The sequence below is a fragment of the Candidatus Angelobacter sp. genome, from assembly GCA_035607015.1.
Classification (GTDB): domain Bacteria; phylum Verrucomicrobiota; class Verrucomicrobiia; order Limisphaerales; family AV2; genus AV2.
In genome coordinates this window covers 1-13912 of the sequence record DATNDF010000371.1, presented here as the reverse complement: position 1 = coordinate 13912, position 13912 = coordinate 1, and the positions used below count along the sequence as shown (strand labels likewise).

General features: G+C 59.7%; 13 protein-coding genes. 12 read left to right on the top strand and 1 reads right to left on the bottom strand.

Annotated features, from left to right (window positions below; translation table 11 throughout):
* The 7 genes from VN887_15050 to VN887_15020 form a co-directional block, all read left to right on the top strand.
* The coding region (locus VN887_15050; protein HXT41325.1) for a HEAT repeat domain-containing protein at positions 1–497 on the top strand (497 nt) is incomplete at its 5' end.
* A gap of 68 nt (positions 498–565) precedes the next feature.
* Entirely contained in the window at positions 566–1435 is an 870-nt protein-coding gene (locus tag VN887_15045; protein HXT41324.1) for a hypothetical protein, read from the top strand.
* Between the two features lie 345 nt (positions 1436–1780).
* Positions 1781–3280: a Do family serine endopeptidase gene (locus VN887_15040; GenBank protein HXT41323.1), complete on the top strand. Its 1500-nt coding sequence runs from the start codon at positions 1781–1783 to the stop codon at positions 3278–3280.
* A gap of 145 nt (positions 3281–3425) precedes the next feature.
* Positions 3426–4100 carry a response regulator transcription factor gene (locus VN887_15035; protein ID HXT41322.1) on the top strand — a complete coding sequence of 225 codons (675 nt, stop codon included), beginning with the start codon at positions 3426–3428 and terminating at the stop codon, positions 4098–4100.
* Positions 4081–5505: a HAMP domain-containing sensor histidine kinase gene (locus tag VN887_15030; GenBank protein HXT41321.1), complete on the top strand. Its 1425-nt coding sequence runs from the start codon at positions 4081–4083 to the stop codon at positions 5503–5505. Before VN887_15035 ends, VN887_15030 begins: the two co-directional genes overlap by 20 nt.
* A 113-nt stretch (positions 5506–5618) precedes the next feature.
* Positions 5619–6641, top strand: a complete 1023-nt coding sequence (locus VN887_15025) for an MBL fold metallo-hydrolase (GenBank protein HXT41320.1) — start codon at positions 5619–5621, stop codon at positions 6639–6641.
* A 22-nt stretch (positions 6642–6663) separates the two neighbouring features.
* The gene (locus VN887_15020; protein ID HXT41319.1) at positions 6664–7908 is read left to right on the top strand and encodes an MFS transporter; all 1245 of its coding nucleotides are present in this window, start codon (positions 6664–6666) and stop codon (positions 7906–7908) included.
* Positions 7909–7918: 10 nt separating this feature from the next.
* On the opposite strand, the gene VN887_15015 is transcribed toward VN887_15020, so the two are convergent.
* Entirely contained in the window at positions 7919–8386 is a 468-nt protein-coding gene (locus VN887_15015; protein ID HXT41318.1) for a hypothetical protein, read from the bottom strand.
* A 167-nt stretch (positions 8387–8553) separates the two neighbouring features.
* Between VN887_15015 and VN887_15010 the strand changes: the two genes are divergently transcribed.
* From VN887_15010 to VN887_14990, 5 genes are all read left to right on the top strand, one after another.
* Complete coding sequence (locus tag VN887_15010; protein HXT41317.1) at positions 8554–9171, top strand: thermonuclease family protein; 618 nt, start codon at positions 8554–8556, stop codon at positions 9169–9171.
* Between the two features lie 110 nt (positions 9172–9281).
* The gene (locus VN887_15005; GenBank protein ID HXT41316.1) at positions 9282–11015 is read left to right on the top strand and encodes a glycosyltransferase family 39 protein; all 1734 of its coding nucleotides are present in this window, start codon (positions 9282–9284) and stop codon (positions 11013–11015) included.
* A 163-nt stretch (positions 11016–11178) separates the two neighbouring features.
* Positions 11179–12171: a Gfo/Idh/MocA family oxidoreductase gene (locus tag VN887_15000; GenBank protein HXT41315.1), complete on the top strand. Its 993-nt coding sequence runs from the start codon at positions 11179–11181 to the stop codon at positions 12169–12171.
* A 73-nt stretch (positions 12172–12244) separates the two neighbouring features.
* A complete protein-coding gene (locus VN887_14995) occupies positions 12245–13333 on the top strand; it encodes a DegT/DnrJ/EryC1/StrS family aminotransferase (GenBank protein ID HXT41314.1) in 1089 nt (362 codons plus the stop codon).
* A gap of 32 nt (positions 13334–13365) precedes the next feature.
* Positions 13366–13912, top strand: a 547-nt coding sequence (locus tag VN887_14990) for a glycosyltransferase family 2 protein (protein HXT41313.1), incomplete at its 3' end; no start/stop codon positions are given.

The window sequence follows — 13912 nt, the reverse complement described above, 5'->3', positions numbered from 1 at the left end:
AATCGACAATCACTGAATATTTGCTGGGAAGCTTTCCCGACGCGGACCCCGACATCCGCCGGGAACAGGTGCGTCTTCTGGGCGAGTATCAGATTTCGCAAGGTTTTCCGAAGCTTCTCACATTGCTTGAAACGGAACGCGATGAAGTGACGCAGTTTCACATCGCGCAGGCGGTTTCAAAACTCCCGGCGGGCTGGACCCCCGGCGAGGAAGGCCGGCTTTTGCGCTGGATGCTCGGGACGCAACAGGGCTGGTTCGCGCAGTTCGGCGGGAAGGGCGTCGAGTTTCCGCTTTTTCTCCAGACGGTTTTGGGGGATTTTGCCAGGAATCACGCGAACGCCCTGCTCAACGGCGCGGCGCAGGTGGATCTCGGCAGTCTGCTGGGGAGTGTGATGATCGACCTGATCGCGCGGTCACCGAAACCGGAGGAAAAGTTACTGGACCTCTACCGTGGCACAGAAAGGCCGAAGCCAGGACGAAAATCGTCGCCGCCCTGAAAAATGCGCCGGACAAAAGCGTAAGCGCGTTTCTGCGCGGAGAATATGAGCGTTCGAACGAACCGCAATTGCGCGCGGCAATCCTGCGAAGCCTCGCGTCGTGGCCGGTGGAGGCTCCCAATCTGCCGCTGATATTACGGGGACTACGGCATGAAGAAACCGAGGTTGCCCGCGCCTGCGCCGAGGCGCTGATCCAGTTCAAGCCTGAACTGGACGAACCACTGGCGAACGTGTTGGTCAGCCGGCTCGCAGAACGGCGCTCGCTTTATTATGCGATGGACACGGCGCTCAACACTTTGAGCGGACAGACAAGGCCGGGATTCAAACCGGGGCCCGAACCGGGTGAGCGACTGGAAGAGTCCACGCGGACGGCAACCGTTGGCTTCTGGACCCGCTGGTATGAACAGCGTTTCAAAAAACCATTTCAACCCGCGGCCCCAGCCTCAACGAAGGAGCAAAGCGACGATGAAATTCGCAGTTTCATTATGAGCGCGGAATCGAAAGGCGGTCGGGCCGTTCGCGGCGCGCGAGTGTACGAGCAGCTTCAATGCAACACCTGCCATGGCGGCGGCGTGACGCCCGGCCGGGAGGGACGGCTCTTTGGCCCGGACCTGTCAGGTGTGACCAGGCGATTGACACGCGTGGAGCTCGCGGATGCCATCGTCTATCCGTCCAGGCAGGTGGCCGACCGCTTCAAGGCGGTTGAAATTGAATTAAAGGATTCGACTCGGTTGACCGGTTTCGTCACCGAGCAGAACGACGACTTCGTCATGCTGGCCGACCGGGAACAGGTCCATCGCCTGCCGCGCGCCCGCATCCGTTCGATCACTCCGCAATCCGCTTCGCTCATGCCGGAGCACCTGCTGAACGCCCTGAACCGGGACGACATCCGCGATTTGCTCGCATTTCTGGAGGACGGCCCCGGCGCCGCGAAGTGACGGAGTACGACCGGAATCACGGTCGTCATCAGGCGGCCGGTGCGACCTCGCGCTCCACGGTTTTCAAAACCCGCCCGTTTACGCCAAACGCCAGCCGGGTTGTTTCGCGCCCGAGGGCCGGTCATTAAAAACTTGTAATGTTCGGGAAAGGTCGGCGCAAACCGCCTGGGGCATCTTGAGCGTGCATGGAAAGGTTCCCCTGATCCTTTCCGAAACGAAGTGAACAGAAATGGCAACAAGATCGAGAATCGAAGGTTCGGCGACGGCGGGACGCGTTCCGCGAGACAGCGGAACGACGCGCGCTCATAACGCCATCTTTAGAAAGGCCGGTATATGAGAATCACAATGAAAAAGAGTTTGATCATCGCATTGCTCGCGGCGGTGGGCGCGGTCGGCTGGTTTGCGGCCAGCGGACGGTTTGAACGGTCTGACAGCAAGCGGCCGACGGTTTCCGTCGCCGTGAACGATGCGCCGCTGGAGCGACAGGCAAGGATGGCAACCAGCTTTTCGCCGGTCGTGAAAAAGGTTGCGCCAGCGGTCGTCAATGTATTCACGACAAAGACGGTGAGAAATCCGATGCCGGAAGTCACGCCGTTCTTTGACGATCCATTCTTCCGGCGGTTTTTCGGTTCGCCATTCGACGACAACGGAGGGCGCCGACAGCCGCGTACTTTCAAAGAGCGCAGTCTTGGCTCGGGCGTGATCGTCACGAAGGATGGGTACATTCTGACGAACAACCACGTGGTGGACGGCGCAGACGAAGTGAAGGTCGCGCGCGAGAAGGACAAAAAGAAATACACCGCCAAAGTGGTCGGTCGCGATCCCAGGACGGATATCGCCATACTTAAAATCGAGGCAAAGGACCTCCCTTTCATCACGTTTGCGGACAGCGACAAACTCGAGGTGGGTGACGTCGTGCTGGCACTGGGCAATCCGTTTGGAATCGGTCAGACTGTGACCATGGGAATCGTAAGCGCGACGGGTCGCGGTGGCATGGGCATTGAGGATTACGAGGACTTCATCCAGACGGACGCCGCGATCAATCCGGGAAACTCGGGCGGGGCGCTGGTGGATGCGGAAGGCCGGCTCATTGGAATCAACACGGCCATTTTGAGCCGGAGCGGCGGCAATCAAGGCGTGGGCTTTGCGATTCCGGCAAATCTGGCGCGCAGTGTCATGGACCAGCTCATCGAAAAGGGCAAAATCGAGCGCGGTTTCCTCGGTGTGGTCATCAAGGATATGACACCGGAATTGGCCAGGCAATTTGACGCTCCGGAAAGCGCGAACGGTGCGTTGATCACTCAAGTGGAGGAAAAGAGCGCCGCAGCGGAAGCAGGCCTGAAAAACGGCGACATCATTACCGAGTTGAATGGGACGCCCGTCAAAGACCGGCGCAACCTGCAATTGATGGTAGGTCGCCTGTCACCCGGCGACAAAGTGTCCTTGAAAGTCCTCCGCGATGGAAAAGAAAAGACGTTCACCGTGACACTCAAAGAGATGCCGGAACAGAAACTGGCCTCGGCCAACAGCGAGCGAGGTCAGAATGACAGCGACGCGCTCGACGGGGTGACGGTGGGCGATATCGACTCAACGGCGCGCAGCCAGTTCAACATTCCGGACCGGGTGAAAGGTGCGCTGATCACGGACGTGGACCCGGATTCCGCGTCCTACGACGCCGGTTTACGCCCCGGCGACGTGATCCAGGAGATCGACCATAAACCGGTGACCAATGCGGCCGAAGCGGTTGAGGTAAGCAAGCACGTCAAAACCAAGCAGGTGCTCGTGCGAATCTGGAGCCATGGCGGCAGCGACTACATCGTAGTGGACGAGGGCAAGTCAAAATAAGGGGTTTCGAAGCCTCCCCGGGTGCGCGCCGGGGAGGCGTTTTCTTTTTGCCGTCGAAATTCCTCGTGGCACAATGAATGAAACCGGTCGCTTTGAAGCCGAATTTGTCCGCAAACCAACGAACGCCGGTCTGGAAAGCTGCCACATGCGCATATTGGTGGTCGAGGACGACAAAAAAATTGCCTCATTCGTCATCAAGGGGCTGAAACAGAGCGGCTTCGCTGCTGACCACGCGGCCGATGGTGAAGAGGGCCTGATTCTGGCGACGAGCACGCCCTACGACGCGGCGGTGGTGGACATCATGCTTCCGAAGCTGGACGGCTTGAGCCTCGTCCAGGAGCTGCGCAACCGCAAAGTGAACCTGCCGGTCCTCATTCTGAGCGCGCGCGCCTCCGTGGACGACCGGATCAAGGGGCTGCAAAGCGGAGGGGACGACTACCTTGTGAAACCGTTTGCCTTCAGTGAACTGCTGGCCCGCGTGCAGGCGTTGATCCGGCGCGCCACGCGCGAGACGGAGCCGACCACGCTTGCGGCCGGCGATGTGACGATGAATCTGATCACCCGCGAGGTCCGGCGCGGCGACCGTAGTATTGATCTGCAGGCGCGCGAGTTTTCGCTGTTGGAATATCTGATGCGCAACGCGGGCAAGGTTGTCTCAAAGGCGTTGATTCTCGAACACGTCTGGGACTACAGCTTCGACCCGCAGACCAACGTCGTGGACGTGGTCGTCTGCCGCCTGCGCAACAAGATTGACCGTGACTTCGAGAAAAAGGTGATCCACACGTTGCGCGGTGTTGGGTATGCCCTCAAAGCCGATTGAACGTTCGGGCCGCGGCTTCAGCTTCCGGTTGAACCTGTGGTACACGGCTTCCTTTATCTTCGGCTGCTTCGCGCTTTTCCTGCTCGCCTACTTCGTCCTTGCCTCGTCCATCCAGCAAAAGGAGAAGGAGGTGATTCGGGCCAAGTTGGAGGAGTACCGCGCGTGGTACGAAAACGGCGGACTGGCCGGCTTGAGTGAAAACTTCGTGAACGGCCGCGGCCCGGACCGGAACGCCTTCTTTGTCCGCGTGGTTGGCATTGGAAACAACGTGGTCTTCGTCAGCGTCCCCGCAGAATGGCGGGACTTCGATCTGAAGAGGCTTGAAGTAAGAAGCATCGAGGAGACCCGCCCCTGGTTTTCGCTGACCGGGAGAAACAACGAGCACGTGTGGATGTTTGCCTCTGCGCCATTGAGCGACGGGCGCCTGCTGCAGGTCGGCAAAAGTATTGACGACTCCGAGGCGTTGCTCGTCCGCTTTCGCTTTCTGTTCGGCGTGGGGATGATCGCCGTGATTGTGCTGGGATACGGCGGTGGCGCGTTTCTGACGCACCGGGCGCTCCAGCCAATCCGGCACCTGATCGTGACGGTGCGGTCGATCATTGAAACGGGCCGGATGGACGCGCGGGTCCCGGCCCGGCAGACCAATGATGAACTGGACGAACTTGTAAAGCTTTTCAACCGGATGCTGGAGAAGAATCAAATGCTGATCCGCGGAATGCGCGAGGCGCTGGACAACGTTGCCCACGATTTGCGCACGCCGATGGCGCGGTTGCGCGGCACGGCGGAGGTGGCGTTGCAGTCGGGTGGAAACCCGGAGGCGTTGCGCGACGCTCTGGGAGACACGATGGAGGAATCCGAGCGCGTGCTCACCATGCTCAAGGCGTTGATGGACATTTCCGAAGCGGAAACGGGAACGATGAAACTGGAGATCGCGCCGTTCAATCTGTCCGAATTGATCGCCGTTGTGATGGACCTTTACCAGGTCGTCGCGGAGGAAAAAGGGGTGACGCTCGAGGCGAACCTGCCGAAGGAACTGGTCGCGCGGATCGATCGCACACGTATCGAACAGGCGCTCGCCAACCTTCTGGACAATGCCATCAAATACAACCGGCCCGGGGGCAAGGTCACTCTGGCGGCGGAACAGGGAGGTGATGCCGTGTTGATCACGGTTTCCGATACCGGCTTGGGAATTCCACCGGAAGAAAAGGACAAGGTCTGGGACCGGCTCTATCGCGGCGACAAAAGCCGCAACGAAAAAGGACTCGGTCTCGGATTGAGCCTCGTTCGGGCGGTCGTCCAGGCGCACGGTGGAACTGTGGAGGTGTCCAGTGAACCGGGCCGGGGTTCGGTGTTCACCATCCGTCTTCCGGCGGCCCGGGCGGCGCATGTGCGATCGCGCGTTTGAGAGCGGTTGGATTTGCAAACAGGCGGTGCCGGTGACGGCGAACGGCGGCTCCGGACCATGGCAACGGCCTTTACCGTTTGACTGCCGCAACGGTTTTCACGACCATCGCGGCCATGAAACCTCCCGCTTCGTTTCGCCTGCGGCTCGTTGTGGCCGCCCTCTTCGTCTCGGCGTTATCCGGCCGCGCCGCAGTGAACAAGGCCGAACAAATCGCCCCCGGAGTTTATTTCCACGAGGGCGACATCAAAGGGCACGGCCATTGTAACAATGGCTGGATTATCTTCGAAGACTATGTGCTCGTCATTGACGCCAATTTCCCTTCGGGCGCGAAGGAGATTATTCCGAAGATCAAGGCCATCACGGACAAGCCGATCCGATTTGCCTTCGACACACATCATCACGGCGATCACTCGTATGGAAACCAGATATGGGTGGATATCGGTGCCGTGCCGGTCGCGAACACGGGTGTCGTCGATGAAATGAAGAAATACGAGACGGGTTACTACGGCGGCAAACCGGGCCGCTGGGAGGACACCGCCAAAGGCCGGCCCGATGTCGCCGGGACCCGTCTGAAACCGCCCACGTTGCTCTTCCCGAAGGAAATGATTTTCGACGACGGCAGGCACCGGGTCGAGCTGCATTACTTTGGCGTGGCGCATACGCACGGCGACGGGTTTGCCTGGCTGCCAGGGGAAAAAATTCTGTTCACCGGCGACGCATGTGTGAACGGTCCCTACAATTACGTCGCCGACGGCGACACCGGCGAATGGATCAAAACGCTGGAGGCCGCGAAGAAACTGGGTGCGAGAATCATTTGTCCCGGGCACGGACCCATGGGCGCCGCCGAGGTGTTGGACGACCAATTGGCTTACTTCGAGTCCTTGCGCAAAGAGGTGAAGAAATATGCGCGCAAAAAACCCGGCGAAGTAAGAGCGGCTGTCGAGACCATCAAGGGTGTTTTGAAAAAGAACCAGCGCATTGCGCGTTACGTTGGCGACGGCCTGGCGTCGCAGGTGGAGAAGGTGTACGTCGAAATGGGCGGGAAGCCGTTCAACAGCCCGCAGGCGGCAGCCGAGGAGCATTGGCGACATGCGGAGGCGCACGGCCGCCAGTTGGCCCTGCGGGATCACGAGTGATTTCCACCGCTCCAATCGTCACATGACCGAATCGAACCGCGACACCAAAGGTCCATGGCTGGTCCTGGTCGCAGCCTTCCTCGGCTGGATGTTCGATGGTCTGGAAATGGGCGTCTTTCCGCTCGTTGCCCGGCCTGCGCTTCTGGACATGATGCATGGCGCTGGAATCGGCGACGAGTTTGTTGCGCTTTGGATGGGCCGGATCACGGCGCTATTTCTGGTCGGCGCCGCCTGCGGCGGGCTGAGTTTTGGGTGGCTCGGGGACCGGCTGGGACGTGTTCGCGCAATGATGTTGAGCGTCCTGACCTACTCCATATTCACCGGCCTGTGCTATTTCGCGCAAGCCCCGTGGCACCTCGGCGCGCTGCGGTTCATTGCGGCTTTCGGCATGGGAGGCGAATGGTCGCTGGGTGTGGCGTTGGTCATGGAGGCATGGCCTGAGGAGAAGCGGCCGTTGCTCGCTGGCGTCATCGGGGCGGCGGCGAACGTCGGGTTTGCGCTGATCGCCGTGGTGGGGCTTTTCTTTAAGGTCACACAGACATCCTGGCGATGGGTGATGGTGGCAGGGGCGGTTCCCGCGGTGCTGGCGCTGGTCATCCAGTTGTTCGTGCCCGAATCGGAGCGATGGAAGAAGTCCGTGACGCGGAGCGTCGCCAAACCTGTGAAGGACATTTTCAGCGCGGCGCTGCTCAAAAATACGCTCCTGGCAATTGCTTTTGCTTCGATAGCTTTGATCGGCACGTGGGGTTCGGTGCAATGGCTGCCGTTGTGGGCGGATCAGTTGACGGGCGGGACGATGCCGCAGGCCAAGGCCAACACTCAAATCTTATCGGGACTGGGCGCAGTGGCGGGATGCTTGCTGGGCGGTATGTTCGGAGGCGGAATCGGACGACGCCCGGCTTATTTTTGTCTGTGTCTCTCGTCGCTGCTGTTGTGCGGGTTCCTGTTTCGTGCCGTGGACGAATATGGGGCGCTGTTTTTGGTGATGGTTTTTTTGGTTGGAGGCGTGACCGCCGCGTTTTACGGATGGTTTCCACTGTACCTGCCAGAGCTGTTTCCCACGCGCGTCCGCGCAACAGGGCAGGGGGTAAGCTACAATTCGGGCCGGGTGCTGGCCGCGATCGGAGCGCTGACCCAAGGGCAGCTTGTGGCGCACTATGATCGTAGCTACGCCAAAGCGGGAGCGGTCATCACGCTGATTTATCTGCTCGGCCTCGTGCTCATCTGGTTCGCGCCGGAAACCAGGGGCAAACCGTTGCCGGAGTAGCGGCTCAAGCTCAATGGGCGCGCGGGCGTGGTCGTTCCATCCGAAATTTGCCGTGGTCGTATTTCGAGCGATAACTGCAGACGAAATTCGTCGAGCTGATCTGGCCCTCGTATTGATAAACACCGCCGCCCCACCAACCGAGGTCAGTTTTACCGCGCATCTCGAGCATGTCGCCGGAATGTTCTTCCACTCTCATCTCGACTGCGTAGCTGAAGCGGAGGATTTTCCAGTAGGTCGCCTTGTAGTGAGCGCGATATCGCCCGTTCCCAAGCCCGGTGATTACGCAACGCAACCTGCCGTGGTGTCCGTCCGCGTCGCTCAGCCACGATCCCTCCCATCGCCCGACGATGTCGCCCGCGGGGTGAAGGGGCGCCGCTTTCTTCCAATCACGGTTGAAAGTCGAACACCCGGTGGTTGCAGTGGCGAACAAAACCGCGCATGAAACGAGCAAGCGCGGCATCTGGAACAGCGTCTTCATTTCCGCTCGTTGAAAATAGTGGCGGGCGCGGCGGCGGAAAAGCAAAGATTTCCACGACTGAACGGCCGCTTCGTCTTCCGCACTTGCGGTTCACATCCGCCTCTGCGAAGGTGTGCCCGTGTTTGCACCGGCGAGTGAAACCGCCCCGATTTTGTGATCAAATCGCCATGTTTTGCCGTTTTCACGCTCTGAAATTGATCGGCGCACTTCTGTGGACGCAACTCGCATTGAGTGGCGTCGCATCGGAGAAAAGGGAATGGGTCAAACTCGCCGATTGCAGCTACGTTGCCGGACGGTACAACGACGGCGACAGTTTCAGGGTCAGATCGGGCACGAACGAATTCATTCTACGGCTTTATTTCGTTGACGCGCCGGAGACGAACCTTCGCTACCCCGAACGCACGCGCGAGCAAAGCGAATACTTCGGGGCCACGATCGAGGAGACGATGAAGGCCGGTGTGGAAGCGGATAAGGCTGTCCGCGAGGTTCTGCGCGGACCGTTCGTTGTCTGGACGCGGTGGGCGACCGCCGCCGGGCGGAGCAAGGACCGCCGATGCTACGGAATGGTGGAGATCGGCGGGAAGGATCTCGGCGAGATTCTGGTAAGCAGAGGATTGGCGCGGCCGAAAGGCGTTTCCATCAGTCTCCCGCACGGCGGCAAGGCCAGAGACAAATTCGACAAACTACGTCAGCTCGAAGATGAGGCGAAGGAGAAGCGTGCGGGGATCTGGGCGCATTCCACGCAGTCCAGCGGGGCGAATTCAGCGCGCCATGAGGGTTCCTAGGTGGAGGCAAAGTCGTAACAGGCCCACCGTTGACAGGGCGCTTTTTCCAGCGCGGATCGAGCGCCACCAGTCCCGGCTTGCAGCCTGGTCTCGCGGCCACTAAACAATCCATGATGACCTTGAACGCGGGACCGTTGCGCCGACCGTGGTGGCTGCTCGCGCTCACGCTGTTCACATTCTTTTGTTTGCTCGGCAGCCGTTCCCTCAACGAGCCCGACGAAGGCCGCTACGCCGAGATCGCCCGCGAAATGATCGAGACCGGCGATTGGATCGTCCCGCACTTCTGGTATGCCCCGCACCTTGACAAACCGCCGCTCACCTATTGGGCGGTGGCGGTTTCGATGTCATTGTTCGGTCAAAACGAGTGGGCGGTGCGCCTGCCCCTTGCGCTGGCGGGATTAAGTGGCGTTGGCGCGAGTTATCTTTTTGGCCGCGCCCTTGGCGGAAGACAGGCCGGCCTTTGGAGCGCGATCATTCTCCAAAGTTCGCTGCTCTACTTCGCGATGGCCCGCATGTTGACCACGGACATGCTGCTTACGCAGTTCATCGCGTGGGCGGTCTATTTTTTTTGGCGAAGCTGGCGGAGCCTGGATGATGCCGCCGAAGCCAACCCGAATCATTCGAAGCGGTTCCTCGCATGGCATCTGGCGGGATGGATGGCGATGGCATGCGGATTTTTGACCAAAGGCCCTGTTGCCTTTGTCGTCCCGCTGGTTTGTCTGGCGACGCTGCTGACTCACCGCCGCCGCGAATGTCGCCGCCGGAAGACAATGGTCGTGGGATCACTCGCGGGTTTCGCGCTGTTTCTGTTGTTTGTCGCGCCGTGGTTTTGTGCCGTCGTTCACCTCGTTCCAAGGGCGTTGGATTACATGGTATACGGCCAGGCCGTGGGACACGCGTTGGGCACCACCATCAAGAACCGGTATGGCTCACCGTTTTACTTTTTTGGCGTTCTCGGCGTCGGACTTCTCCCCTGGACCTGGCTGCTCGGCTGGTTGTGGCGGCGGGCGCACTGGCGTGCTTTGAACATCCATCAAAAGGAGATGTGGCTGGTGTTGTGCGTCTGGACGCTGTTTACGTTTGCCGTGTTTTCGCTGACACGGGCAAAACTCGCTCCTTACATTCTGCCGATCTTTCCGGCCCTCAGTGCCTTGATCGCGTTTCGCTTTATCAACGGCGACCCGGCGACGGATGTTGCCGGAGCCCCGAAGTGGGCGTGGCGGCTTTGTCTGGTCAGTCCGCTGCTGCTGCTCGCCTGCGTTCCTTTCGGCATGATGGCGGCCTACCATGTTGGGCCGGCGTCATGGATGTATTTGCAGACAACGGCTGCCGCTGTGTTCGCTTTATTTGGTCTGTGGTTGGGGCGCCGTTTCGATCGGACAGCTTGCGCGTATGTGACTGCCGGGCTTTCGGTGCTGGCGCTGCTGGCAACCGCTGCCCGAATGCCGTCGTATGAAACCAGCTTCAAGAGCAACCAGACGCTCAAACCCCTGGGCGCTGCGTTACGCGAACAATTTCAGTCCGGCGATCAAATCGTTTGCTGGGGCCGGTTGCCCCAAGGACTGCCGTTCTACGCGCAGTCGGTCATCTCGGCGGCGAACCGCCCGTATTTTGGCGGCATGCCTCTTGACCAGGTGCCCTTCGAGTTTCCCGGCAACCGCGAGCGTTTTGGCGTCCTGCTCTTGCCTGATGAATCTGCGTTGATACGATTGCTGGCCGGTGACCGTCGTGTCCTGGTGGTCGGATTCTCGGGAACCCTTGCGCGAGTCCGGGAATCGCTGCGCGAGAAACCACTTCGGATCATCACGCACGTCGGGCAATGGGAACTGTTCTCGAACCGCTGACCGTTGCCGCCTCTTTCGCTAAAAGGCCGCGATGCGGGCGAAGCTGATTTTCACTTGCGCAACCCGCGGTTTTTGGTGAGTAAACAGACGGCATTACGAATGCCGGCCCGGTGGGACTCGTTCCTTTGCTGCGGCCGTGCCGGGTTTGCATCTTTTCAATTCGATGAAGAAGATTCTGTTGCTGGGAGTGGGCCGCTGGGGTGTCAACCATCTGCGCGTTTTGCAATCGCTACCCGTGGAATTGTTCGTGTCCGACGTGCAGCCGAAACAACTGGATCACGCGCGCAAACTCGGCGTTCCTGAATCGCACCTGGCCGAGCGGCCGGGCGATTTCGCGGCCCGGGTCGATGCCGCGGTCGTGGTGACGCCGGCTCAAACCCATTTCAATTTGTGTCGCGCCTTCCTGGAGGCCGGCAAGGATGTATTTGTCGAGAAACCCATCACTTTGGTTTCATCCGAAGCGAAACAACTCGCAGACCTTGCCGCCAGGCATCAGCGCATCCTTCAGGTCGGCCACATCTTTCGCTTCGACACCGCGTCGGAATGGTTGCACACGGCGCTTCAGGCGGGACGGTTCGGTCGCGTGAACATGCTGCGAAGCAATTTCAGCGGCTTCAAGCGCCCGCGCAACGACAGTGGTGTGACCTTTGCCGACGCCATCCATTTCGTGGATCTGTTCAATTACTTTCTCGACCGCACGCCGACGCGCGTGACTGCAACGATGAAGGATTTCCTCGGCCGCGGGCCCGGCTTCGATGACGCCTCGCTCATATCACTGGAATACGACACGCCGCGCGGCGCCACCTGGGCGGTGATCGAGACGAATTATTTTTTGCCGGGCAAATTCCGCGAAGTGACCGTTGTGGGCAGTGAAATGACCGCAGTGTGCGACTACAACGTATCACAATACAAAATAAAAACCTTCGCCAACAAACACGTCCGCAGCGGCGGCGACTTCAAGGCCGAGGAGGGTGCCTTCCATCAGGTCGAATGCGCGCCCGAGGAGCCGCTGCGGGCCGAACTGCGCACCTTCGTCGAGGCGGTCGAGACGCGCAAATCGCCCCGGGCCGACGGTTGGGCCGGCTACGATTGCGTGCGCGTGCTGGAAGCAGCGACGGAGTCGGTAACAGCAGGGCGAACCGTGGAGTTAAAATGAAAACCATGCTTGTCGGCGAAGCCCGCTGAGCTTTTCTCCTTCCGCGGTTCGAGCGCCGAGCGGGTTAGAAATTATGCAAAAAATTCCCCTCTCCAAATGCTTTCTGAATCCAGAGGTCGAAGAGGCCGCGTTGCGCGCGCTGCGTTCCGGCCAATATATCCTCGGCAGGGAATGCCAGGCGTTTGAAAGCGAACTCGCCGCCTACACCGGCGCCAAACACGCCATCCTCGGCTCGTCGTGGACGATGATCGTCTATCTGCTCCACCTCGCGCAGGGATTGAAGCCCGGCGATGAAGTCATCGTGCCGTCGCACACCGCGTTTCCCACCATGGAACCGCTGATCCATTGCGGAGTGAAGCCGGTCTTCATCGACATCGACGACACCTGTTGCATGGACGTGGAGCAGATCGAATCGCTCGTCACGCCACGCACGGTCGGTATCATTCCGGTCCATCTTTACGGCCATCCGGTGAACCTCGATCGTGTGCTGGCCATCGGCGCGAAATATGAATTCTGGGTGCTGGAAGACTGCGCGCAGGCGCAAGGCGCAAAATACAACGGCAGGGTGGTCGGCTCGATGGGTCACTTCGGCGCGTTCTCATTTTTTCCGTCGAAAAACCTCACCGTGCTCGGTGATGGCGGCTGTCTCGTGACGAACGACGACGCATTGGCCGAAAAGATCCGCATGTTGCGAAACCACGGGCGCAAGGACAAATACCACCACGAATTCGCCGGGTTCAACGTCCGCTTCAACGAGATCCAGGGTGCGATTGGCCGCGTGATGCTGAAGCATCTCGACCGGTTCAACGATCAGCGCCGCGCCATTGCCACGCGCTACAACGAGCGATTGAAAGGTATTGCCGTTACGCCGCCGGAAAGGCCCTGGGCGCGCGCGGTCTATCACATGTACGTCGTCCGTGTGCAGCGCCGCGACGAGCTGCAAAAGTTTTTGAAAGAGCGCGGCATCGAGACCGGTATTCATTACCCGGTACCGAACCATCAGCAACCGGCGGTGATGAGCAAGTTCCGCGACATTCCCCGACTACCGAGGACCGAGCAGATCGTGAAGGAAATCCTGTCACTGCCGATTCACGGCGAGATGGCGTTGACCGATGCGGATCGTGTGTGTGATGCGGTCGTCGAATTTTACGAGACGAAATAGCTCGCTGTAATGCTGCGAGAATTGTGGAATTGATGAACACTGATCTCCCCGCACTCAGCCTCGTCATTCCCTGCTATAACGAAGAGGGGAATTTGCGTGCGTTGCTCAAGGCTGTCCACGATGCGGTGGATCCGCTCAAGCTGCCTTACGAGGTCGTCATCACCGACGATTGCAGTCAGGACAAATCCTGGGAAATCCTGAAGGAACTCGCGGCGGGCGATCCGCGACTCCACGTTCAGCGATTCGCGTTCAACTGCGGCGAGTCGGCGGCGAGCTGGGCCGGACTCAAGGCGGCGCGCGGCAAATACCTCGTCACCTTGGATGCCGATTTGCAGAACGACCCGCGCGACCTGCCGAAGTTTCTCGACGCGCTCCAGCAATTCGATTGCGTCTGCGGCACACGCATCGAAACGCGCGGCAAGGGCGACGGCTTCGTACGCATTGCGTCGTCGCGCATCGCCAACTGGGTGAGGAACAAACTGTCGGGTGAACAGATCAGTGACGCCGGATGCACGTATCGCGCGTTCAAACGCGAGTGCATCGAGAACCTGAAGTTTTTCAAAGGGATGCACCGCTTCC

Coding starts and splice junctions, on each gene's coding strand:
- VN887_15000 (HXT41315.1), top strand. CDS start 11,179: ATGAAGAAGATTCTGTTGCTGGGAGTGGGCCGCTGGGGTGTCAACCAT.
- VN887_15025 (HXT41320.1), top strand. CDS start 5,619: ATGAAACCTCCCGCTTCGTTTCGCCTGCGGCTCGTTGTGGCCGCCCTC.
- VN887_15010 (HXT41317.1), top strand. CDS start 8,554: ATGTTTTGCCGTTTTCACGCTCTGAAATTGATCGGCGCACTTCTGTGG.
- VN887_15030 (HXT41321.1), top strand. CDS start 4,081: ATGCCCTCAAAGCCGATTGAACGTTCGGGCCGCGGCTTCAGCTTCCGG.
- VN887_15015 (HXT41318.1), bottom strand. CDS start 8,386: ATGAAGACGCTGTTCCAGATGCCGCGCTTGCTCGTTTCATGCGCGGTT.
- VN887_15020 (HXT41319.1), top strand. CDS start 6,664: ATGACCGAATCGAACCGCGACACCAAAGGTCCATGGCTGGTCCTGGTC.
- VN887_15040 (HXT41323.1), top strand. CDS start 1,781: ATGAAAAAGAGTTTGATCATCGCATTGCTCGCGGCGGTGGGCGCGGTC.
- VN887_15035 (HXT41322.1), top strand. CDS start 3,426: ATGCGCATATTGGTGGTCGAGGACGACAAAAAAATTGCCTCATTCGTC.
- VN887_14995 (HXT41314.1), top strand. CDS start 12,245: ATGCAAAAAATTCCCCTCTCCAAATGCTTTCTGAATCCAGAGGTCGAA.
- VN887_15005 (HXT41316.1), top strand. CDS start 9,282: ATGATGACCTTGAACGCGGGACCGTTGCGCCGACCGTGGTGGCTGCTC.